Here is a 23489-nt window from a genome sequence, read left to right as displayed (position 1 = left end):
TCGGACGAATGAACGGCGCGTGGGAGAAACGTCCGGGCTCCGCACCAGAATCAGCGGCGCTCTCTTTGAAGATTCCTTTTAACGAACCAACGGTCTTGCATCGGCTATCGCAGAAGCTTGAATATTATTTGGAGGCACTGCCGCTTGAGCGCCGCATCGTTATCGTCTGCGTAGGAACGGACCGTTCAACCGGGGATTCGCTCGGCCCGCTCGTCGGAACCGCCTTGGCCAGAGAATACAGCAGCTTATTCGATTTATACGGAACCTTGGAAGAGCCGGTTCATGCTATGAACTTGGGGGACACGTTGCTTAAGATCATGAGAAGCTCGCGTCAGCCCTTCGTCATTGCCATCGATGCTTGCCTTGGACAAGTATCCAGCGTAGGCTGTATCCAAGTCGGAGACGGGCCTGTACGGCCGGGAGCCGGCGTCAATAAAGAGCTGCCTCCGGTCGGAGATATCCATATGACGGGAATCGTAAACGTCGGCGGATTCATGGAATACTTCGTCCTGCAGAACACTCGATTGAATCTGGTCGTTAAGATGTCCGAGATTATCGCCCAAAGCCTCCTGAATGCCGTACATAAGACGCGAAGCAACGCCGTTATTCCTTTTGCATTGCCTGATTGATCGCGATTTTTTCTTCCGGAGTGAGCATGTACGCAGACTGTCCTTTGTCGATCGGTTTCGCGTACAGGAACGTTTGTTCTCTGCCGTGTATTCCCGTAATGACCACGCCATCTTGGTCATTATTCACGAATGCGATCGAGAAGCTAAGGTCGCTGCCCGAATCCGAGAATGCATTAAACCGATGAACGCCAATTCTGCCCTTAAGGGTGGATAGGCGTTTTTCTTGTTGAGCTAGCTGCTCGGCTTGATTTCGTTGTTTATCATCGATAGCGGACATTTGCACGTGCACGGCGTTCATTACTTCTTCCATATTGTCGACCCCTGTATCTCCTACAAGCTTGTGGTGCGAGTTTTTCAGCTTGCGAAGCTTGCCCGAGAGAACTCCGAGCCATATGATCGCGATAAGAAGAAGCAAACCCTCTCCAGCCGCAATCCCCATTGCGAGTTGATCGTTCCAGCCATTCATCTTCTCTTTCCCCCATTTATCTCTTGCTATGCTTTTGCTTTCTATGATCTCCCGCCATGCAACGTTCGTTTAATTTCCTTTACCGCTTCGACCATAGATACGATTTCCGATTCGTTCGTAAAATATCCGGGACTGGCGCGTACCGCCCCCGTCTCGTAGGAGCCTGCCGTCTCGTGTCCTAGCGGCGTGCAATGGAATCCCGCCCTAACCGCGATACCGAATTGCTGATCCAATAAGAAGGCCAGCTCGGAAGGATCTACTCCGTCTAGCAAGAAAGAAACGATCGCCGTGCGTTCGATTCCGATGTCTGGCCCCAATATCGTTAATCCGGGTATCGCCTGCAGTCCTTCCATCAGTTCAAAGGTTAAATGCAGCTCCCTGGCATGAATCGCTTCCGGCGTTTCTTTAAGCACGAATTGCGCGCCTTCGGACAACCCCGCTATTCCGACCGTATTCGGAGTTCCCGCCTCATAACGATCCGGTCTAACGGTCGGCTGTTCCGGCGCTTCCGATTTACTGCCAGTACCGCCCTGCATGAGCGGCTCGAGCTCCAAGTTCGGATCAATGTACAGTCCTCCGGTGCCCTGCGGTCCGAACAACCCTTTATGGCCGGGGAATGCCAATAGATCGATCCTCATCCCCGCCACGTCGATCGGCAACACCCCCGCGCTCTGGGCGGCGTCCACTAGAAGCTTAATCCCCCGGCTGCGAGCGATCTCTCCAATCTCTCCGATCGGCGTAATCGTCCCTAGCAGATTGGAACTATGCGTTGCGGCAATGAGCTTCGTCTTATCGGTAATCGCATCGATCACCTTCGCCGGGTTTAATACGCCTTGGCTATCCGTCGCGACATAAGTGACTTCTATGCCCAACTTGCGCTTCAACGCCTCTAATGGACGTCTCACGGAGTTATGTTCTAATGACGTCGCGATGACATGATCCCCTGGCTGCAACAGCCCTTGTATCGCCATATTCAAAGCATGCGTCGTATTTAATGTAAATGCGATATCGTTGGGGTTGCCGATTCGGAACAATCTAGCAAGCCTCTTGCGGGCTTCGAATAGAACTCTGCTCGCTTGAACGGCCATCTGATGACTTCCGCGCCCCGGGTTCGCCGCGCTTGTCTTCATTGTCCGTTCCATCGCTTCCCAGACTGCCGGAGGCTTCGGCCAACTCGTCGCCGCGTTATCTAAGTATATGATCGGCTTATCGTTTTTCATCTCTATTCACCGCCTTAACGCAACAATAGCATACCTTAGTTTAATCCTTCCTTAGGAAGATTACAACTTGGGTATGCTACCGTTATGAAGGCTATGCCATCGCCTTTAGAAGCTCTAGCAGACGTTCCAGATCGCTCTTTCCGAAGTAGGAAAGTTCGATTCGTCCCTTATCTTTGTTAGGCTTAATTTTCACCGTCGTTTGAAACTTTTCTCTTAACGTTTCTTCTATTTCTTCCAAGAACGGGTCGCGTTTCTTCGCCTTAGGTTTGGCCTTTACGTCGGCCTTTTTCGTCTCCGTCTGTTGAACCGCTTCCTCTAATTCGCGAACGCTCCACTCTCCGGCAACCGTTTGCTTGGCTAATTGACGCTTCAAAGCTTCATCCTTAAGTCCCGCTAATGCACGAGCATGTCCCATCGACAATGTTCCACGTGAAACATAATCTTTGATTTCCTCGGGCAACGACAGCAGCCTTAGGAAGTTGGCAATGTGCGAACGCGACTTGCCGACCTTGAGCGACAGCTCTTCTTGAGTGAGATTAAACTGGTTCATGATCGCTTGGTAGGCTATCGCAACCTCGAGTGAATTCAGATCCTCGCGTTGAACGTTCTCGATAAGCGCAATTTCCATCACTTGCTGATCATTGTACGTTCTAACAACCGCAGGAATCGTTGCATTGCCAAGCAATTGAGAAGCTCTGAACCTTCTCTCCCCGGCAATGATCTCGTATCCCTTTAAGGCTTGGCGAACTACGATCGGCTGGATGACGCCATGCTCGCGAATAGATTCCGCTAACTCTTTTATCGCATCTTCTTCAAACGTTTTACGAGGTTGATAGGGATTCGCGCGTAATTGCGTTAATGGGATTTCTACGATCTTATCGTCCTCTTTAATAGAGAGCGAGGTGATCAACGCGTCTAACCCTTTACCTAGCCGCTTGCTCATACGAGATCACTTCCTTCGCCAGCTCTAGATACACTTCTGCACCTTTGGACTTCGGATCATACGTAATGATGGATTGACCATGCGAGGGTGCTTCGCTAAGCCGTACGTTCCGCGGAATAACGGTCTGGTAGACCTTCTGCTGAAAATACTTCTTAACCTCTTCGATGACTTGAATGCCAAGATTCGTTCGGGCATCGAACATCGTGAGCAATACGCCTTCGATCTGCAACGACGTATTCAAGTGTTTCTGAACGAGTCGAATCGAATTGAGCAGTTGGCTCAAGCCTTCCAAAGCGTAGTATTCGCACTGTATCGGAATCAGTACGGAATCTGCGGCCGTTAACGAGTTAATCGTCAGGATGCCTAGCGACGGCGGGCAATCGATCAATACATAGTCGAATTCATTACGAACAAGCGCCAGAGCTTTCTTCAGCCTGATCTCGCGGGACATCGTCGGCACAAGCTCGATCTCCGCGCCGGCTAGTTGAATCGTAGCCGGAATAATTTTCAGATCGGGAATAATCGTATCGGCAATGGCCTGTTTGGGATGTACTTCGTTGATCAACACGTCATAGATGCAATAATTCACGTCGGCTTTGTTGATTCCGATTCCGCTTGTCGTATTGCCTTGGGGATCGATATCGACGATTAACACGCGTTTTCCAAGCGATGCGAGGCATGCGCCTAGATTAACCGATGTCGTCGTCTTACCGACTCCGCCCTTTTGATTGGCAATCGCAATGATTTTAGACAACCTGATTCACCTCAATATATTGAAACATCTCTTTCTCGTCCTAACGCAGGGAAGAAAGGAAACAAAAATGCGGCCCCATGTCGTACGCTTACCCTACATCCGCTCTTTGACAAGCGTCGCGAGTGTGCGCATGGGCATCCGCAATGTACTATCGTTTAGGAATTCGGATAATGATCTCGTAATGGTCTTCGCAATCTTTCTCGCTAGCATCGATCGGAATCCCCGAGCCCTTAACCATATCTACCGATTGTCTGAACGTATTCACGGCTAATCGAACGTCTTTCGTGAAGGAGAAGCGTTTCGTCCTCTTCGGCTTAGTAGCCTCAAGATAGAACGCAATACGGGCTTCCGTTTGTTTCACGTTAAGATCCTTCTCGATGATCTCGCCCAATAGCTTGTTCTGGATTTCCTCGTTCGGCAACGACAACAACGCTCTGCCGTGACGCTCGGTGATTTTCCGTTCCAAGAGCGCTTGACGAACCGTTTCACCCAACTGCAGCAATCGAATTTTGTTGGCAATCGTCGATTGGCTCTTGCCTAATCTCTGAGCCAGACTCTCTTGCGTGAGTTGATGAAGATCGATAAGGTTCTGATAAGCAATCGCTTCCTCTAACGAGGTTAGACCCTCGCGCTGAAGATTCTCGATTAGAGCTACTGACGCGGCCTGCGAGTCGTTGATCTCCCGCACGATTGCCGGGATATAATCCATCCCCAGCTTCGTTACGGCTCTCCAACGGCGTTCGCCGGCGATAATTTCGAATTTCCCATCCCGAATTCGGACCACGATAGGCTGAATAATGCCATGAGTCTTGATCGTCTGGCACAGCTCATCAATACGGTCGTCATCGAACACGGAGCGCGGTTGATACGGGCTCGGAACGATCTCGCGAATCGGAATTTGTTTAACTTCTTCTTGATTGCTACGGTCTGATAAGCCGAGCAGTCTTGAGAATGACTCTTTCATATCTCTCGGATCACCACATTAAGTAAGATAGGCGGATAAGTTTTGTGTCCATAGCGACGAAAAAGCGCCGCTTAGTTGCGCCCATTGGCACGCATACGCGGCACGCTCATCTGTTACTTACTAGTATTCGCTATGATGACCCGATTTTCCTGCCTGCAAAAAAACTTTCGCGCCATACCAACTATATAACCTTACCACTTTGAACATCTCTCGTAAACGTAAAAATGTTCCACGTGAAACAATGCCGTGTCGACCTCGCATTGTTTCACGTGGAACATTTTATGTGGAGTCAAATCTATGAATTCGAGTTGGTAGCGACAGTAGTCGGTTTCACTAACGGCGATTTAAGAGGAATCCCCGATTTGCGCGGATAAGCCGCGGGCGTAGGCCCCTTCTTCACGCATACGACAAGATGTCGGTCCGCGCCCTCCGTCGGCAAAGCAAGTCGCCTCACGTCCGAGATTTTACCGTTTAGCTTGGCGAGGCTGAATCTTGCTTCGTCCACTTCCGCTCCGATATCCGTACCTTTCATTGCAATGAACGTTCCGTCCGGACGAACATAGGGGAGGCAGAATTCGTTAAGTACCGCGAGTCGCGCAACCGCTCTTGCGGTGACGACGTCATATTGATCCCGGTACTCTCTTTTTCTTGCCGCATCCTCCGCCCGACTATGGAGACTCTCCACTCTCGTTAGTCCCAGCCTGGTGGTGACCTCGTTAAGGAACCCGATCCGTTTGGCTAGTGCGTCGATAATCGTCACTTTTAAGTGAGGATAAGCAATGGCTAGCGGAATGGATGGAAAACCGGCGCCGGAGCCGATGTCAGCAAGAGAACTCATCTCGTCAAATTTTACGACTTCGGCTAACGTCAATGAATCGTAAAAATGCTTCTCGTACACGGCCTCCCTCTCGGTTATGCCCGTTAAGTTCATTTTCTCGTTCCATTCGATGAGCAAAGCATAATAAGTCTCGAATTGTTGGAGTTGATGCTCGGACAGTTGAATGCCTAACTTACCGACTTGTTTCGTAAAATTATCGCGTATCGTATCCGTCATGAACTATGGGCCGCCGCGGTTACTCGGTTATAATGCTCCAAGTGAACAAGCAGAATCGACAAGTCTGCTGGCGTTACTCCTGATATTCTAGATGCTTGCCCGATCGATAACGGACGAATCTTGCCGAGCTTCTGTTTCGCTTCCATAGCTAAGCCATGAATAATGTCGTAGTCGATATTGTCCGGGATGCGTTTTTTCTCCATTTTCTCCATTCGGTCGACTTGAAGCTGCTGTTTCTCGATATATCCCGCGTACTTAATCTGAATCTCGACTTGTTCCTTAATGTCATTCGACAATTCGATCGGGGATGGAGCGATTTTCTCCAAGTTGCCGTAAGATATTTCTGGACGGCGCAGCAACGTTAATCCGTCAATCGAGTTATTCAATGGAGTTGATCCGACTTCTGCCAGCATCGCTTGAACCGCTTCGTCCGGACGGAATTTCGTTTCCTTCAATCGATTGATTTCTTCTTCGACGCGCGCCTTCTTCTCAAGGAACTTCTGATAGCGCTGCTCCGTAATCAAACCGATCTCGTAGCCGGTAGGAGTCAACCGCAAATCCGCATTGTCATGACGCAACAACAGACGGTATTCCGCGCGGGATGTTAATAACCGGTAGGGTTCATTGGTTCCCTTGGTTACGAGATCATCGATCATAACGCCGATGTATCCCTTAGAACGATCGATGATTACCGGTTCCAAGCCCTTGGCCTTACGCGCCGCATTAATCCCGGCCATGACCCCTTGCCCTGCCGCTTCTTCATAACCGGATGTTCCGTTAATCTGGCCTGCGGTGAATAGGTTGGGAACGACTTTCGTTTCGAGAGAAGGCCATAGCTGCGTAGGGACGACCGCATCATACTCGATCGCATAACCGGTACGCATCATTTCGGCTTTCTCCAGACCCGGAATCGAGCGCAAGATGTTCAGTTGCACATCTTCGGGCATACTCGTCGATAAGCCTTGTACGTAATACTCCTTCGTATTGCGTCCTTCCGGCTCGAGGAAAATCTGATGCTTCGGTTTGTCCGCGAACCGAACAATTTTGTCTTCAATAGAAGGACAATAACGCGGACCGGTTCCTTCGATTAATCCGGAGAACATGGGAGCCCGGTGCAAGTTATCGTTAATGATCTGATGCGTCTCTTCGGACGTATACGTGAGCCAGCAAGGGAGTTGTTCCTCCGAATGCGCCATATACTCCGTCTCGTAAGAGAAATACTTCGGATTCGCATCCCCCGGTTGAATTTCCGTTTTACTGAAATCGATCGAATCTTGGTGAATGCGCGGAGGCGTTCCCGTCTTAAACCGCGCCAATTGCAAGCCGTTACGTTTAAGCGCTTCGGACAATTTAATGGCAGGTTGCTGATTGTTCGGTCCGCTCTCGTACATTAATTCGCCCAAGATGACTTTGCCGCGCAAATACGTTCCGGTCGTTAATACGACGGTTTTGGAACGATACTCGGCACCCGTTTTCGTAACGACGCCGACGCATGAACCGTCTTCCATGATCAAATCTTCAGCTAACCCTTGACGCATTGTCAATTTAGGCGTGTTCTCGATCGTTTCCTTCATTGAATGTTGATACAGGAATTTGTCCGCTTGCGCTCTCAGCGCATGGACGGCCGGACCTTTCCCCGTATTCAGCATTCGCATCTGAATAAATGTCTTGTCGATATTCCGGCCCATTTCTCCGCCCAAAGCATCGATCTCCCGCACGACGTGACCTTTCGCCGGTCCGCCTACCGAAGGATTACACGGCATGAACGCGACCATATCCAGATTAATCGTCAATAATAGCGTTTCGCAGCCCATTCTGGCCGCGGCTAAAGCGGATTCGCAACCCGCATGTCCGGCTCCGATTACGATGACGTCATAATCACCCGCATGAAAACCCATTTTCAATCCTCCTCGCTTTCTACTTGCGATATTTATTTACCAAGACAGAATTGGGAGAAAATCTGATCCAGCAACGAATCGCCCGCAGCATCCCCAAGAATTTGACCTAACGACTCCCAAGACGCCGCGATGTCGATCTGAATCAGATCGATCGGCACGCCTTCGTATGTTGCGTTAATGGCATCCTCTAACGAGCACTTCGTTTGATGAAGTAAGGAGATATGCCTCGCGTTACTTACGTAAGTGATATCATCGGATTCGACGGCCCCGCTGAAGAATAAACCGGATACCGCTTTCTCCAATTCCTCGATGCCGTTGCCTTCCTTAGCCGACAAGTACACGATGCGTTCTTTTGCATAATCCTGTTCGACTTCCGAGATCTCCAGCTCACCCGGAAGATCGATCTTGTTTATGACTACGATCGTTGGACGATCCTTCAGTTGCTCAAGCAGCTTTTTCTCGTCTTCGTGAAGCGGCTCATGATGATTCAGTACAAGGAGAATCAGATCCGCGTCGTTCAGCGCGCCATGCGATCTTTCTACGCCGATTTGTTCCACCTTATCGCTCGTCTCGCGAATGCCGGCCGTATCCAGCAACCTGAGCGGTATGCCCGATATCGATACGGATTCCTCCACGATATCGCGGGTCGTGCCCGGAATATCCGTCACGATCGCTTTATTTTCCCGAGCAAGAGCATTAAGCAAAGAGGATTTGCCGGCATTAGGGCGACCTACGATAACCGTCATAATGCCTTCTCTTAATATTTTGCCTTCATTCGCGCGATTTAACAGCTGTTGAACTTGCAACAATGCCGACCCGCAATGATCGCGGATCAAATCCGCAGTGACGTCTTCCACGTCATGTTCGGGATAATCAATATTGACTTCGACGTGCGCCAATAACTCGATCAGCTTCTGGCGCATCGGAATAATCTGCTTGGACAACGAGCCATCCGCTTGCTTGCGCGCGATTTGGAATGCACGGTCCGACTTAGACCTAATCAGATCGATAACGGCTTCCGCTTGCGACAAATCAATGCGCCCGTTCAGGAACGCACGCTTCGTGAATTCCCCCGGTTCGGCCAATCTTGCCCCATGGCGGACAATCAACTCCAGAACCGACTTCACTGCCACGATACCGCCATGCGTGCTAACTTCGACGACATCCTCGGCCGTAAACGATCTCGGTCCTTTCATGACCGTCACGAGTACTTCATCCAATACATTACCATTATGCGGATCGATTATCCAACCATATTGCACGGTGTGGCTAGCGACTTCGCGCAAATCCTGTTTGGACTTAAAAACCTTGGCTACCGTATCCACCGCGGCCGGACCGCTCACCCTAACGACGGCAATACTGCCTTCTCCTAAGGCCGTCGCAATCGCCGCAATCGTATCTTCATTCATCCCCATCCCTCTTTCCTATCCGAGCCCTCATACAAAAAACGCAATGACCCCCCAACGTTGCGGAAGCCATTGCGCGGTTTCATTCAATTACTTCAAAGCGATGACGATTCGACGATTCGGTTCGTCTCCCTGACTGTAAGTCTTCACGTTCGGATTGCCTTGCAACTTGGCGTGAATGATCTTGCGTTCTTGGGAAGTCATCGGTTCCAACACGATTTCTTTACGCGTACGGATAACCCGCATGGCCATTCGTTCGGACAGCGCTTCAAGCGTCTGGCGACGGCGTTCACGAAATTGCTCCGCATCGAGCACGATTCGAAGATGATGATCCGAGTGGCGGTTAGCCACGATGTTCGCCAGGTATTGCAGAGAATCCAATGTCTGTCCACGTCGACCGATTAGAATGCCTAAGTCGGAGCCCGAAATATTAATCCGAACTGCTTCATTCTCGTCTATCCGTTCAACAGAAACGGTAAGTTCCATTGCCGCCGACGTTTCGCGAAGAAACTTAATCGCTTCTTCTACGCCGTCCGGCAATAAATCCAACTGTACTTTTGCCTCTCTGGCTCCAATGAGCCCGAACAACCCTTTGCTTGGTTGCTCCAATACCGTAACGTTCACCCGGTCCTCTAGCACGCCCAATTGGGCTAGACCGCTACGAACTGCATCTTCTACCGTTTTTCCCGATGCCAGGAGCATTTTCATTTCGCACGGGCCCCCTTACCTTTACCGCTTGGGTTAGGCTTTTTCTTTTTTGGAGGGTTATCGCCATTCTTGTCGTTATCGGTATCTGTCTTAGGCGAATTTCTATACATGAAATAGTTTTGCGTAATCGTGTAGATGTTGCTGTAAATCCAGTACAACGGCAATGCGACAGGGAAGTTAATCGCCATTACGAAAATCATAATCGGGAATACGTACATGAGCCCTTTCATAGGGCCGACCATCGTCTGTTGCTGCGCCATCATCATCGACTGGATTAGAGTCGTGCACGCTGCTACGATCGGAACGAGGTAATAGTACCAGTGCCCGGAATTGTTAGGCGTTAATCCAAGCTCGAATCCGAGGAACGTATGCTCGCGAATCGCGACGTTCTTATAGATGGAATTATACAATGCGATGAAGATCGGCATCTGAACGATAAGCGGTAAACATCCGGCTAGCGGATTAACTTGATGCGTCTGATACAGCTTCATCATTTCTTCTTGTTGCTTCTTAGGATCGTCCTTGAATTTCTCGCGGACCCTCTTCATTTCCGGTTGCAATACTTTCATAGCTTGCGTGTTCTTGTATTGTTTAATCATTAATGGAAGGATCAGCGTCCTTACAATAATGGTAAGCAATAGAATCGATAGCCCGTAGGAACCGCCGAACCACTCCGCGAACTTGTCCAACATGAACGAGAACCAATACACGACGTTACGCGTCCACCATGAATGGCTATCCGCCATCTCAGCCGTGTGCATCGCTGCCGTCTGCGGAGAGCAACCCGACAATAGCATCATCATCGACAATGCGCCAAGAATAATCCACCATTTGCGATTTCGCAACAAAACCAAAAACTCCCCTCATAAACGCCCGGCATGCCGTAATGTTAACTTCGATTTTCAAGCGTAGGACCTGGCAGTCCCTTCATACAACTATTCATGTTCACTATACCATAAGAAGAAAGGCAAAGAAAAGCTAAGGCTTGCCATAGCTGCCTTAGCTTATTTGCCTTGTTTATTATTTCGATTATTCGGCCGGGTTCCTCTGCCCTGGGACGGTTGTCTACCTTGATTGCTCGGAGTTGAACCCTTGAGCAAACCGGATTTTCTTAGCACGTGCAAGATGCTGCCTTCCATCTCCTTATAATGAAGAGAAAGCGCAGGCTTCCGCACGATCAAGACCAAATCCATCTCATCCAGCAGCTTCGGCGCGTTTAATCTGACGATTTCCTTCACCATACGCCTTAGTCGATTGCGCACGACCGCGCCGCCGAGTTTGCTGCTGGCCGATACGCCCATGCGAAAGGTGCCTCGATCCGATCTCTTCCGCCAATAAACCACGAATTGCGAGTTGGCGAACGACCGGCCATACCGGTACACCTTATTGAAATCTTCCCGTTTCCGAAGGCGCAGCTTTCTATGCATCCCACACCGCTCCATTTATCCGGAACTAACTACTAAAGAAAAAAAGACCACGTCGAGTGGTCTTTCGTTCTATGCTGTCAATACTTTGCGACCTTTTTGACGACGAGCAGCGAGAACTTTACGACCGTTCTTCGAGCTCATGCGGCTACGGAAACCGTGAACCTTCTTGCGTTTGCTTACATTCGGCTTAAATGTAGGACCCATGATTCCAACCCCCTTACTTAAAAACTCACGTCCATTTATTAAACCACGAACCGCCCAAAAAGTCAATGATCTGCCCTTTCCCCAACTTTTTACTTATGCACATGTGAATAAATAATAACCATGTGAATGAACATTGGTGAACAATGTCGAAGCATCGCACATCTTATCAACAATATCTTGTGCTGTGCACAGTTTTCGTCCACAAGTTATTGAAATTGTGGATAACAAGGCGAAATCCGTTGAATAAAGCGGGTTTGTCTGCTATGATTAGTCATGACTTTAGCGGTGGATTACATGTTTTTCCCTTTCTTTTATCAACAGCCTGTGAATAACTTTGTGAACAAACCCCATTTCAGTGGACATCCCCAATATTAATTCAGGGAATTGTGTGGATAACTGGCCGGACAGAAGAGCGGCTGCAAGTTTTCCGCTTCTTTTTTGTCCTTACGATGGAATAAAGGAGAGAAATTGTCGTGGACAACCACAACAACGAGGTCTGGCAACAAGTGTTGTCGGTCATCCAAACGAAGCTAAGCAAGCCCAGCTTCGACACCTGGTTCAAAGCGACGAAAGCTTCCTTCTTAAGCGATAACGCGGTCATCGTAACCGCGCCGACGACGTTTGCCGTTGAATGGCTCGAAACGCGTTATACGAAACTGGTATCCTCGACGCTTTCCGAATATATCGGCAGACCCGTGGATGTTAAGTTTTCTATAGAAGAAGTTCGTCCCGCGGAACCGGCGGAACCCGCCCAGGCGAATCCCGCCAACCGCGTTCAAGTAGCAGAAGAACCGATGATGCACATGTTAAACCCGAAATATACGTTCGACACGTTCGTAATCGGCGCGGCCAACCGATTTGCTCATGCGGCATCGCTTGCCGTCGCCGAGTTGCCCGCTAAATCCTACAACCCGTTTTTCATGTACGGAGGCGTAGGACTCGGCAAAACCCATCTCATGCACGCGATCGGGCATTATATTCTCGAACATAACCCTCATATGAAGGTTTTGTATCTTTCCTCCGAGAAATTCACCAACGAATTCATTAACGCGATTCGCGATAACCGGGGCGAAAGCTTCCGCAACAAGTATCGCAACATCGACGTGCTGCTTATCGACGATATTCAATTTTTGGCCGGTAAAGAGGGAACGCAGGAAGAGTTTTTCCACACCTTTAACGCGCTGCACGAAGAGCATAAGCAGATCGTCATCTCGAGCGACCGCCCGCCCAAGGAGATTCCGACGCTCGAAGAAAGGCTTCGATCCCGGTTCGAATGGGGACTGATCACCGATATTCAACCGCCCGACCTGGAGACGAGGATCGCCATCCTGCGCAAAAAAGCGAAGGCGGAAAATCTCGATATCCCGAACGAAGCGATGATGTATATCGCCAACATGATCGACTCCAACATTCGCGAGCTGGAAGGCGCCCTCATTCGGATCGTCGCCTACTCCTCGCTCACGAATCAGGATATTTCCGCTCATCTGGCGGCAGAGGCGCTTAAGGACATCCTCCCGACCGGACGCAATCGATTAATCACGATGCAGGACATCCAGCAGCGCGTCGGCGACTACTACGGCCTCAAGCTCGAAGACTTCAAGGCGCGCAAACGGACGAAAGCGGTCGCCTTCCCTAGGCAGATCGCGATGTATCTGTCTCGGGAGCTGACGGACTACTCTCTTCCGAAGATCGGAGACGCTTTCGGAGGCCGGGATCATACGACCGTTATCCATGCCCACGAGAAGATTTCGCAGCTGCTTAAAGTGGATCAGGATTTATACAAAATTATCAACAGCTTGACCGAAAGAATCAAAAATTTAACGTAATTCGACAGCGACGCCTATGCACAAAGCATCCACATGTGGATAGGCGTTGTTTTCGAGCTTTTTCGAGCTTATCCACATATTCACCGCCCCTACTACGACTTAAAGATTTAAACATGCTACAATATACGCATAAACGACGAGGTGAACCGATGAAATTCACGATATTGCGCGGCGAGCTTAACGAAGCCATTCAACACGTATCGAAAGCCGTCGCTTCAAGAACGACGATCCCGATTCTTAGCGGAATTAAATTAGATGCCAGCCTGTCCGGAATTACGTTAACGGCAAGCGATACCGATATTTCCATTCAAAGCTTTATTCCACTTGAAACGCCTAATAAGACGATTGCTACCGTTACGAGAACGGGCAGCGTCGTGCTTACGGCCAAATTTTTCGTGGAAATCGTCAAGAAGCTTCCTCATGAAGAAGTTCATATCGAAGTCGGGGAAAGGTTCCAGACGTTGATTACTTCGGGAGCGACGGAAATTCAACTCGTCGGATTGGATCCGGAAGAATTCCCGGTCCTTCCTTCCGTACAAGAAGATCAAGTCGTATCGATTCCGGGAGATTTGCTGAGGGACATGATTCGGCAGACGGTATTCGCCGTAACGACGAACGAATCGACTCCGATTCTTACGGGCGTACTTTGGAACTTGCAGGATGGCATATATAAATTCGTGGCCACGGACCGTCATCGGTTAGCGAGCCGTTCGGCAACCGTCGAATTGTACGATGTTCGTTTTTCCAATATCGTAATCTCGGGCAAGACCTTAAACGAACTGGCGAAAATCGTTCCCGACCAGAACGTCATGGTAGATATCGTCGTTGCGGAGAACCAAGTGTTGTTCAAGCTAGGCAACGTTCTGTTCTATTCGAGGATGCTGGACGGAACTTATCCCGATACTTCCAAGATTATTCCGCAGCAATTCAAAACAGAACTCGTCCTGAACACCAAATCGCTCAGCGACTCGATCGACCGTGCCTACCTTCTCTCCAGGGAAGAGAAAACGAATATCGTCCGTCTCATTACGACCGACAACGGAGGTATCGAGATTTCCTCCAGTTCCTCGGAGCTCGGAAAAGTTACGGAGCAATTAACCGTGACGGAGATGCGCGGAGAACCGTTAAAAATCGCGTTTAACTCCAAATACATGCTGGACGTGTTGAAGGTTATCGACAGCGAGGAGCTGTTCATCGGCTTCAACGGGGCAATGAGTCCGATCATCATTCGCCCGAACGACCACGAGCACAGCCTGCATCTCATTCTTCCTTACCGGACTACGAACTGAGGGGCATACGATGAAGAAAATCGGAATATCGACGGAATATATTACGTTGGGACAATTCCTGAAGCTTGCGGAATGCATCGGTACCGGAGGAGAAGTCAAACACTTCCTCCAGGAGAAAAGCGTAAGGATCAACGGGGAGCCCGACAACCGCAGAGGGCGCAAGCTAAGAGTCGGAGACGAGATCGAAGTCGAAGGCTTCGGCTCGTTCTCGGTCGTCATCCGTTAAACCGGAAGCGCGGACCGGCGTCTCCCTACGACGGTTGGAGAGGGATTAATCGATGCAATTGAATTCGTTGGAGCTTCAAGGTTATCGGAACTATGATTCGCTCAAGCTGTCGACGCAGGGCGGGGTCAACATCTTCATCGGCCCCAACGCCCAAGGGAAAACCAATCTGATCGAAGCGATCCACGTGTTGTCTTTGACGAAGTCCCATCGGACGTCCAAGGACAAAGAACTGATCGGCTGGAATCAGAGCGCGGCGACCATCAAGGCGCAAATGGCCAGAAAACACGGCGACGTGAGTCTTGAGCTGCAACTGTCCTCCCAAGGGAAGAAAGCTAAGATCAACGGCTTGGAGCAACGCAAGCTGAGCAGCTTCGTAGGTACGCTGAACGTCGTATTGTTCGCGCCCGAAGATCTCGATATCGTCAAGGGAGCACCGGGCGTGCGCCGCCGTTTCATGGACATGGAAATCGGCCAGGTGCATCCCGGTTATTTGTACGACATGCAGCAGTACCAGAAAATCCTCCAGCAGCGCAACAATTACCTGAAGTCGACCGACATACGCAAGGCTTCGCCGGAAATGCTGGACGTGTGGAACGAGCAGCTTGCGACGACGGGTGTTAAAATGATGCAAAAAAGGAAAACCTTTATAATACATCTGCAACGTTGGGCGGAGAAAATCCATGCCGGCATTACGGGAGGCAACGAACGTTTCACCGTGGAATACAAGCCTTCGTTCGGCAATGCTTCTGGTATAGATAACCAAGATCAATCTTCTTTATTCGAACAATTTATGTTAAAGTTATCACAAGGCAAGGAACAGGAATTCAGGAGAGGCATGACCTTAACCGGCCCTCACCGGGACGATCTTAGCTTCGCCATTAACGGCAAGGACGTGCAATCGTTCGGATCCCAAGGACAGCAGCGCACGGCGGCCCTATCGCTTAAGCTGGCGGAATTGGAGCTCATGCACGAGGAAATCGGAGAATACCCATTGTTATTATTGGACGACGTTCTGTCGGAATTGGATCAAACCCGTCAAACTCAGCTTATAGAGACGTTCCAAAGCCGGGTCCAGACTTTTATTACGACGACGGGCTTGGAGAGCGTTAACATGAGTCGCTTGAAGGATGCTTCTCTCTTTCATGTGAGAAACGGCCAATTGCTGCGCTAAGATTAGGAGGAACTCCGTGTACATTCATCTGGGCGGGGAAAAAATAATACGAACGTCGCAGCTCGTGGCTATTTTTGATATTTCCATTGAGCAATCTTCCAAGCTGTCGAGGCAGTTCGTCGTGCATGCGCAGAAGAACAAAGAAGTGGAAACGATCGGGGAAGAAGATCCTAAATCGATTGTTGTAACGGAGCATAAAGTTTATTACTCCCCCATCTCCACGTCCACGCTCAAGAAGAGGGCGCACATTTTGGAAGGGTAAGTACTTCCTGTATCGTTAAACAGCAGCGGTTACGCAAAGAAGGCGGTGGAAGGTTTGTCCGTGAATTCACAGCAAAACACGTATGACGAGAGTCAGATTCAAGTACTGGAAGGTTTGGAAGCGGTACGCAAACGTCCCGGTATGTATATCGGTTCTACCAGCGGCAAGGGCTTGCACCACCTCGTCTGGGAAGTCGTAGATAATAGTATCGACGAAGCGTTGGCCGGCTACTGCACGCGGATCAACGTTATCATACATGAAGACAACAGCATCACCGTTATCGATAACGGCCGGGGGATTCCGGTCGGTATTAACACCAAGCTCCAGAAATCGACGCTAGAAGTCGTTATGACCGTTCTCCATGCCGGCGGCAAGTTCGGAGGAGAAGGGTATAAAGTATCCGGCGGTCTTCACGGCGTAGGGATTTCCGTCGTTAACGCCTTGTCGGAGCAAGTAATCGTCACGGTTAAACGGGACGGTCATATTCACCAACAAGAATATCGTCGCGGCGCGCCGCAATACGATCTGAAGATTATCGGAGATACCGAAGAAACGGGAACCGAGACCCGGTTCAAACCGGACACGGAGATTTTCACCGAGACGACGGTCTATGATTACGACGTGTTGGCGGGTCGTATTCGCGAGCTTGCGTTCTTGAACAAAGGCATCGAGATCACGCTCAGCGACGAGCGTACGGGCATGAGCGATTCGTTCCATTACGAAGGCGGTATCATAGAGTTCGTGCAATATTTGAACCGCACTCGCGAGACGATGCACGAGCAACCGATCTATGTGGAAGGCTCCAGGGATCAAATCCAATGCGAGATCGCGATGCAATACAACGACGGATACTCCGAGAACTTGTACTCTTTCGCGAACAATATCAATACGCACGAAGGCGGAACCCACGAATCCGGATTCAAGAGCGCTTTAACTCGGATCATTAACGATTATGCCCGCAAAATGGGTTTCGTGAAGGAAAACGAGTCCAACTTGTCCGGGGATGACGTCCGCGAGGGCTTGACCGCGATCATTTCGGTGAAAATTCCGGAGCCTCAGTTCGAGGGACAAACGAAGACGAAACTCGGTAACAGCGAAGTTCGCGGTATCGTAGAATCATTGTTCAGCGAGAAATTGCTACAGTTCTTGGACGAGAACCCGTCCGTCGCGCGCAAAGTGATGGATAAAGGTCTTCAAGCCGCAAGAGCGAGAGAAGCCGCGCGTAAAGCGCGTGAACTTACCCGCCGCAAGAGCGCGCTGGAAGTCAGTTCTCTGCCGGGTAAGCTAGCCGACTGTTCATCCAAGGATGCTTCGATCAGCGAGCTTTACATCGTAGAGGGAGATTCGGCGGGCGGTTCGGCCAAGCAGGGCCGGGATCGTCATTTCCAAGCGATATTGCCGCTTCGAGGCAAGATTCTTAACGTCGAGAAAGCCAGACTGGATAAAATATTGTCCAACTTGGAAATAAGAGCAATGATTACGGCGCTCGGCACCGGGATCAGCGACGAATTCGATATTGCCAAAGCCAGGTATCACAAGATTATCATCATGACCGATGCCGACGTCGACGGCGCGCATATCCGCACGTTGATCCTTACGTTCTTCTACCGTTACATGCGGAAGCTGATCGAAGAAGGCTACGTCTACATTGCCCAGCCTCCTCTCTTCAAAATCGAACGAAACAAGACGGTTCGATATGCGATGAACGAGAAGGAACGGGATATCGCGATCGCGGAGTTCGGAGAAGGCGCCAAGCTGAACATCCAACGTTACAAAGGATTGGGAGAAATGAACGCCTCCCAGCTCTGGGAAACGACGATGGATCCGGACAGCCGCACGATGCTCCAAGTACGCATCGAAGACGCGATTAAAGCCGACCTTATGTTCGATACTTTGATGGGCGATAACGTCGAGCCTCGTCGGGAATTCATCCAACAGTATGCGAAATACGTTAAGAATTTAGATATTTAAGCACGACTTGAATAAGGTCATGCGAACAGAAAACAGGGGGTATCTCTACCTAGGGATACCCCCTGCGGATTAAGCTTTGCGCTTGCGGACTCTGAACTTTCCGTAAGAGATCGCGTAAGCATAGATTCTGCGGAAGACCGAACGGGAAGGCAGCTTCTTGAATATGAACGGATCGGGTGACGTGTTGACCTCGAGCACCCACGGTTTCAGTTGTTGATCGATGGCAACGTCGATTCCGATTTCCTTTAGCCTCGGAAATTTCTTGGACAGGGTATTGGCGATCACGACTCCGAACTTTAGAAGCCGACTCTCGTATAGTTTCAAATCTTCTTTGGACAAGTAATTTTTCAACAAAACGGCGACGGGTAAGGGAGTTCCGCCCGCGTGATAGTTCGTAACGATCTTACGGGGATGAGCGACTCGCCCGATCATTCCGGTGGATTCCCACTGGGATCGCGGATTATGTTGTACCATGACTCGGAGATCGAATCTCCTTCCGTCGTGTTTCAACAGGTGAATGCCTTGTTGGACAAGGTAAGGCTTCGGTTTCTTCACTCGACTCAGCACTCGGAACATCTCGTCGAATGAAGAGAAAGCGTATTTCTTCTCGCCGGATTGGAAGCGATAGGGATTATCCGCTCCCGGTATTTTCTCCAAGCGGATAACGCCGGATCCGAAAGTACCGTAAACGGGTTTTACGTAGATCATTCCGAAGTGCTCCAGCAAATTCTCGACGGATGTTCTCTGATAATGAAGCGTTACCGGTACGTATTGGCGAAGGACGGGATCAGCAAGGAGTACGTCTGTCTTGGCCCACTTGCTTCGGACGCGCTGAATCGGCATAAGGGGTTCATCCAACCTTTCCCTTCGGCATTATGGTATAATGGAATTATTGTTTATTTTGTAATTTATGACGGAATTCGCATTGCGGTGTGTCAACCACGGCGAGTTCTAACTCGCTTGCATATTGGTTAAGGAGGATCTTCATGTCGGAAGAACAACGCTCCCAAGTCCGCGACCGCGAAATCGGGGTCGAGATGCGGGAATCGTTCATGGATTACGCAATGAGCATCATCGTCAGCCGTGCTTTGCCGGACGTTCGCGATGGCTTGAAGCCGGTTCATAGACGTATTCTCTATGCAATGTCCGAGCTTGGAATGGCTCCGGATAAGCCTTATAAGAAGTCGGCGAGAATCGTCGGCGAAGTTATCGGTAAGTATCACCCGCACGGTGACTCCTCCATCTACGAAGCGATGGTTAGGATGGCGCAAGATTTCTCGCTCCGCTACATGCTCGTTGACGGTCACGGTAACTTCGGTTCCGTCGATGGCGACTTCGCGGCAGCGATGCGTTATACGGAAGCTCGCCTCTCCAAGATCGCTATGGAGATGCTTCGCGATATTAACAAAGAAACGATCGATTACCGGCCGAACTACGATGGCGAAGAATCGGAGCCCGTCGTTCTGCCGGCTAGATATCCTAACCTGCTCGTGAACGGGAATACCGGTATCGCGGTCGGTATGGCAACGAATATTCCTCCCCACAATCTGCGGGAGGTCATCGAAGGAACTCAAGCCTTATTGCGCGATCCGGAATTAACGCCGTACGACTTGATGGAATACGTCAAGGGTCCGGATTTCCCGACGGCAGGACTCATCTTGGGACGGGTAGGCATTCGTCAAGCTTACGCGACCGGACGCGGCTCGGTAACGATGCGCGCCCGGGCGACGATCGAGGAGACGAACGGCAAAGCCCGCATCCTCGTTCATGAGATTCCGTACCAAGTCAATAAAGCCAGACTCGTCGAGAAGATCGCCGAGCTCGTGCGCGAGAAGAAGATCGACGGAATTACCGACCTTCGGGATGAATCCGACCGCAACGGTATGCGTATCGTCATCGAATTGCGCCGCGACGTGACGCCTACGGTCGTGCTTAATAACCTGTACAAGCAAACCCAGATGCAGACAAGCTTCGGAGTGAACATGCTCGCGCTCGTGAACAACGAGCCGAAGACGTTGAACCTCAAAGAAGTGCTATACCATTACATCAAGCATCAGGTAGAGGTTATTCGCCGACGTACGGAATACGATCTGAAAAAAGCGCAAGCTCGCGCTCATATTCTGGAAGGTCTCCGCATCGCGCTCGATCATCTCGACGAAGTCATCGCGCTCATTCGCGCTTCGCGAACGACGGAAGAAGCTCGCGAAGGCTTGATGGCGCGGTTCGGTTTGTCTCACGACCAATCGCAGGCGATTCTCGACATGCGTTTGCAACGCCTTACCGGCTTGGAACGCGAGAAAATCGAGCAAGAGTATGCGGAGCTTCTGCAGAAGATCGCCGAATACCAAGCGATTCTCGCCGACGAGCAGCTCGTGAACGACATCATTCACGACGAGCTCGAAGAGATTAAGCAGAAGTACGGCGACGAGCGCCGCACGGAAATTACGGTCAGCGACGACGAGATTCTGGACGAGGACCTGATTCCTCGCGACGACGTTGTCGTCACGATGACTCACACCGGCTACATCAAGCGGTTGCCGGTATCTACCTACCGCAGCCAGAAGCGCGGCGGCAGAGGAATCATGGGCATGGGCACGAAGGACGATGACTTCATCGAGAACCTTTTCGTCTCCAACACTCACCACTACCTATTGTTCTTTACGAACAAAGGACGCGTGTTCCGGATGAAAGCCTACGAGATTCCGGACTTGAGTCGTACGGCTCGCGGAACTCCGATCATCAACTTGATTCAGATCGAGCAAGGCGAGACGATCAACGCGGTCATTCCGGTCGAATCGTTCGAACCGAATCAATTCCTCTTCTTCGCTACCCGCAACGGGATCGTGAAGAAGACGCCTCTCGACGATTACGCGAACATTCGCAGAGTCGGGTTGATCGCGATTTCCTTGCGCGAAGACGACGACCTGATCGGCGTTAAGCTGACGGACGGCGAGCGCGAGATCGTAATGGGAACGAGCCAAGGGATGTCCATTCGTTTCTCGGAGCAAGATGTCCGGGCAATGGGACGTTCGGCTACCGGCGTAAAAGGAATCCAGCTCGACGATGACGATAAAGTAATCGATATGGATATCGTTAACCCGGATCAAGAAGTATTGATCGTAACGGCTAAGGGTTACGGCAAACGGACGCCAATGACCGAATACCGGATTCAGACCCGCGGAGGCAAAGGAATCAAGACTTTGAACGTTACCGAGAAGAACGGCGTTATCGTCGGACTGAAGGTCGTTCATGACGACGAAGACTTGATGATCATGACTTCCTCCGGAACGTTGATCCGTACGAGCATGTCCGGTATCAATACGATGGGCCGGATTACGCAGGGCGTTAAATTGATCAACATCAGGGACGACGATTCCGTGGCGACGGTCGCACGCGCGCCTCGAAGCGAAGATTCGGATTCAGACTCTGAGGAAATAGAAGGCGGAACGGAAGACAACGAATAAGTCGTCTTCCCGGGTCGCCCAGGGGAGGGGTGCACCATGCCGGTTATTCCGATAGCGCAAACGCAAGTTGGCGATCGGTTAGTCAGCGACGTTCAGACCGCGCTCGGAAGCGTGCTGCTGCAGCAAGGCCGGACTTTATCGGAACGGGATAAGGAAATTTTACACGCTTTCTTAATCCCGTCCGTCGATATCGTACGTGTCGGATTAGAAGAGCAGAGCGCCGATGCGGCCTCCGAGGAGTCTGCCGCGACGGCAGAAGCCAAGCTCTCTTCGTTGCAACAGCAATTTCTTGAAATGGAGAAGCTGCTTAAACGCATTATGTCGATGGTTGGATCCGGACTTAAAATTCCGGTATTGGAATTGCGCAATGGTTTAAGCGCGCTTATCGAGCATTTAGACAAGTATAACGTGCTGACGTTTAGTGCTCCTCCGGCAGTAGGACCGATAGACGTCTTGGTCCGCAACAGCGTGCTTAGCGCGATGACTTCCTATATGCTCGCGAAGTGGAACAAGTTCCCCGAGAAAGATTGGCTTCCTATCGCGATGGCAGGTTTGCTGCATGACATTGGCAACGTAAAGGTGGATGCGGCGATTCTTCATAAGCCGTCCCGTCTAAGCGCGGAAGAAATCCAAGAAATGCGTCAGCATACGGTATACGGATTCAGGATGCTCGAAGGAATCGCGTCGATGAATCAAGGGGTATGGCTATCCGCGCTTCAGCACCATGAACGGATAGACGGCAGCGGATACCCGATGAAGGTGAAAGGGGAGAAAATACACCCTTACGCGAAGATCGTGGCCATTGCCGATATGTATCACGCGATGACCTCCAATCGTAATTACCGTAAGGCGGAATCTCCTTACCTCGTGCTCGAGGAGTTGCATTCGGGATCCTTTGGCAAGCTAGACCCCTTGTACGTGCAGACCTTTATTGAAAGAACCACTCAATTCCACAACGGAGTATTCGTTAAACTGAACAATGGCAGCATCGGGGAGATCGTCTTCTCCGATCGCAACCATCCGACGCGGCCAATGGTGTCCTTGAACGGACAGATCGTGAACCTGGCGCAGAATCGGCAGCTGTTCATTTGCGAAGTGTTCTCTACTAAATAAGAGCTTTGGAATGGATAAAGACCGGGGAGTTGGGGGGTGCCGACTTGCCGGTCTTTATGCTAATTAAAAGAGTTGAGAAAAAAGTTGAAAAAAGGTGTTGCATTCGTTCGCCCAGCGTGATATATTAATCAAGTCGCCGTTAGCGCGGACGACGAAAAACGAAACACGAATTGTTCTTTGAAAACTGAACATTGAGCGTAAGAAACAAACAAACGTCGAGGTCGACTTTCGAGTCGGCGGAGACAAACCAGCAATACAGATTGAGCCTCAAAGGCTCTTAAATAAGAAGCCTCGGCTTCACTATTATGGAGAGTTTGATCCTGGCTCAGGACGAACGCTGGCGGCGTGCCTAATACATGCAAGTCGAACGAATCTAGAAGTTAGCTTGCTAACTTCTAGGTTAGTGGCGGACGGGTGAGTAACACGTAGGCAACCTGCCCCTAAGATCGGGATAACATTCGGAAACGAATGCTAAGACCGGATACATAAGTTGA

22 protein-coding genes and 1 rRNA gene are annotated in these 23489 nt (G+C 50.4%); 10 read left to right on the top strand and 13 right to left on the bottom strand.

Translation table 11 applies throughout. The features are described from left to right. Nucleotides 1-8: 8 nt before the first annotated feature. Entirely contained in the window at nt 9-629 is a 621-nt protein-coding gene (gene yyaC, locus D7Z26_RS16070) for a spore protease YyaC (protein ID WP_120978015.1), read from the top strand. Here the strand turns inward: yyaC and D7Z26_RS16065 are convergent. From D7Z26_RS16065 to rpmH, 12 genes are all read right to left on the bottom strand, one after another. After that, nucleotides 604-1095 carry a DUF4446 family protein gene (locus D7Z26_RS16065; RefSeq protein ID WP_120978014.1) on the bottom strand — a complete coding sequence of 164 codons (492 nt, stop codon included), beginning with the start codon at nt 1093-1095 and terminating at the stop codon, nt 604-606. The two genes, yyaC and D7Z26_RS16065, sit on opposite strands and share 26 nt — an antisense overlap. 41 nt (nt 1096-1136) lie before the next feature. Beyond that, nucleotides 1137-2315, bottom strand: coding sequence for an aminotransferase class V-fold PLP-dependent enzyme (locus D7Z26_RS16060; RefSeq protein WP_120978013.1), 1179 nt, complete (start codon nt 2313-2315; stop codon nt 1137-1139). A 91-nt stretch (nt 2316-2406) separates the two neighbouring features. Next, a complete protein-coding gene (locus D7Z26_RS16055) occupies nt 2407-3258 on the bottom strand; it encodes a ParB/RepB/Spo0J family partition protein (protein ID WP_120978012.1) in 852 nt (283 codons plus the stop codon). Further along, complete coding sequence (locus D7Z26_RS16050; RefSeq protein ID WP_120978011.1) at nt 3239-4012, bottom strand: ParA family protein; 774 nt, start codon at nt 4010-4012, stop codon at nt 3239-3241. The genes D7Z26_RS16055 and D7Z26_RS16050 overlap by 20 nt, the downstream gene beginning before the upstream one ends. 148 nt (nt 4013-4160) lie before the next feature. Further along, on the bottom strand, nt 4161-4976 hold the full coding sequence (gene noc, locus D7Z26_RS16045; RefSeq protein WP_120978010.1) for a nucleoid occlusion protein: 816 nt from the start codon (nt 4974-4976) through the stop codon (nt 4161-4163). A 295-nt stretch (nt 4977-5271) separates the two neighbouring features. After that, nucleotides 5272-6030, bottom strand: coding sequence for a 16S rRNA (guanine(527)-N(7))-methyltransferase RsmG (gene rsmG, locus D7Z26_RS16040; RefSeq protein ID WP_120978009.1), 759 nt, complete (start codon nt 6028-6030; stop codon nt 5272-5274). Next, nucleotides 6027-7928 (bottom strand): tRNA uridine-5-carboxymethylaminomethyl(34) synthesis enzyme MnmG, encoded by a 1902-nt coding sequence (mnmG, locus tag D7Z26_RS16035; RefSeq protein WP_120978008.1) that lies wholly within the window; start codon nt 7926-7928, stop codon nt 6027-6029. The genes rsmG and mnmG overlap by 4 nt, the downstream gene beginning before the upstream one ends. 32 nt (nt 7929-7960) lie before the next feature. Beyond that, on the bottom strand, nt 7961-9337 hold the full coding sequence (gene mnmE / locus D7Z26_RS16030) for a tRNA uridine-5-carboxymethylaminomethyl(34) synthesis GTPase MnmE (RefSeq protein WP_120978007.1): 1377 nt from the start codon (nt 9335-9337) through the stop codon (nt 7961-7963). An 87-nt stretch (nt 9338-9424) separates the two neighbouring features. Then, entirely contained in the window at nt 9425-10042 is a 618-nt protein-coding gene (gene jag / locus D7Z26_RS16025) for an RNA-binding cell elongation regulator Jag/EloR (protein ID WP_120978006.1), read from the bottom strand. Further along, nucleotides 10039-10845 (bottom strand): YidC/Oxa1 family membrane protein insertase, encoded by an 807-nt coding sequence (locus tag D7Z26_RS16020; RefSeq protein ID WP_120978434.1) that lies wholly within the window; start codon nt 10843-10845, stop codon nt 10039-10041. The genes jag and D7Z26_RS16020 overlap by 4 nt, the downstream gene beginning before the upstream one ends. 201 nt (nt 10846-11046) lie before the next feature. After that, complete coding sequence (gene rnpA / locus D7Z26_RS16015; protein WP_120978005.1) at nt 11047-11469, bottom strand: ribonuclease P protein component; 423 nt, start codon at nt 11467-11469, stop codon at nt 11047-11049. A 69-nt stretch (nt 11470-11538) separates the two neighbouring features. Then, nucleotides 11539-11673, bottom strand: coding sequence for a 50S ribosomal protein L34 (gene rpmH / locus D7Z26_RS16010; protein ID WP_120978004.1), 135 nt, complete (start codon nt 11671-11673; stop codon nt 11539-11541). A 473-nt stretch (nt 11674-12146) separates the two neighbouring features. Here rpmH and dnaA point away from each other — a divergent pair, with 473 nt between their 5' ends. The 6 genes from dnaA to gyrB all read left to right on the top strand — a co-directional run bounded on the left by dnaA (nt 12147) and on the right by gyrB (nt 18418). Continuing rightward, the gene (gene dnaA, locus D7Z26_RS16005; RefSeq protein WP_120978003.1) at nt 12147-13499 is read left to right on the top strand and encodes a chromosomal replication initiator protein DnaA; all 1353 of its coding nucleotides are present in this window, start codon (nt 12147-12149) and stop codon (nt 13497-13499) included. 149 nt (nt 13500-13648) lie between these two features. Further along, nucleotides 13649-14788: a DNA polymerase III subunit beta gene (gene dnaN / locus D7Z26_RS16000; protein ID WP_120978002.1), complete on the top strand. Its 1140-nt coding sequence runs from the start codon at nt 13649-13651 to the stop codon at nt 14786-14788. A gap of 10 nt (nt 14789-14798) precedes the next feature. Next, the gene (gene yaaA / locus D7Z26_RS15995; RefSeq protein WP_120978001.1) at nt 14799-15014 is read left to right on the top strand and encodes a S4 domain-containing protein YaaA; all 216 of its coding nucleotides are present in this window, start codon (nt 14799-14801) and stop codon (nt 15012-15014) included. A gap of 52 nt (nt 15015-15066) precedes the next feature. Continuing rightward, entirely contained in the window at nt 15067-16185 is a 1119-nt protein-coding gene (recF, locus tag D7Z26_RS15990; protein WP_120978000.1) for a DNA replication/repair protein RecF, read from the top strand. Nucleotides 16186-16201: 16 nt separating this feature from the next. Continuing rightward, nucleotides 16202-16447, top strand: coding sequence for an extracellular matrix regulator RemB (gene remB / locus D7Z26_RS15985; RefSeq protein ID WP_120977999.1), 246 nt, complete (start codon nt 16202-16204; stop codon nt 16445-16447). A gap of 60 nt (nt 16448-16507) precedes the next feature. Continuing rightward, nucleotides 16508-18418, top strand: coding sequence for a DNA topoisomerase (ATP-hydrolyzing) subunit B (gene gyrB / locus D7Z26_RS15980; protein WP_199731726.1), 1911 nt, complete (start codon nt 16508-16510; stop codon nt 18416-18418). A gap of 69 nt (nt 18419-18487) precedes the next feature. On the opposite strand, the gene D7Z26_RS15975 is transcribed toward gyrB, so the two are convergent. After that, nucleotides 18488-19261 carry a YheC/YheD family protein gene (locus D7Z26_RS15975; RefSeq protein ID WP_120977997.1) on the bottom strand — a complete coding sequence of 258 codons (774 nt, stop codon included), beginning with the start codon at nt 19259-19261 and terminating at the stop codon, nt 18488-18490. Nucleotides 19262-19404: 143 nt separating this feature from the next. Between D7Z26_RS15975 and gyrA the strand changes: the two genes are divergently transcribed. The 3 genes from gyrA to D7Z26_RS15960 form a co-directional block, all read left to right on the top strand. After that, a complete protein-coding gene (gene gyrA / locus D7Z26_RS15970) occupies nt 19405-21882 on the top strand; it encodes a DNA gyrase subunit A (RefSeq protein WP_120977996.1) in 2478 nt (825 codons plus the stop codon). A 36-nt stretch (nt 21883-21918) separates the two neighbouring features. After that, entirely contained in the window at nt 21919-22995 is a 1077-nt protein-coding gene (locus D7Z26_RS15965; RefSeq protein ID WP_120977995.1) for an HD-GYP domain-containing protein, read from the top strand. Between the two features lie 302 nt (nt 22996-23297). Further along, a 16S ribosomal RNA gene (locus D7Z26_RS15960) occupies nt 23298-23489 on the top strand; the annotation flags it as partial.

Source organism: Cohnella endophytica (genome assembly GCF_003628305.1).
Taxonomy (GTDB): Bacteria; Bacillota; Bacilli; order Paenibacillales; family Paenibacillaceae; genus Cohnella; species Cohnella endophytica.
Note: the sequence above shows the minus strand (reverse complement) of the source record. Positions and strands in the feature narration are given on the sequence as shown.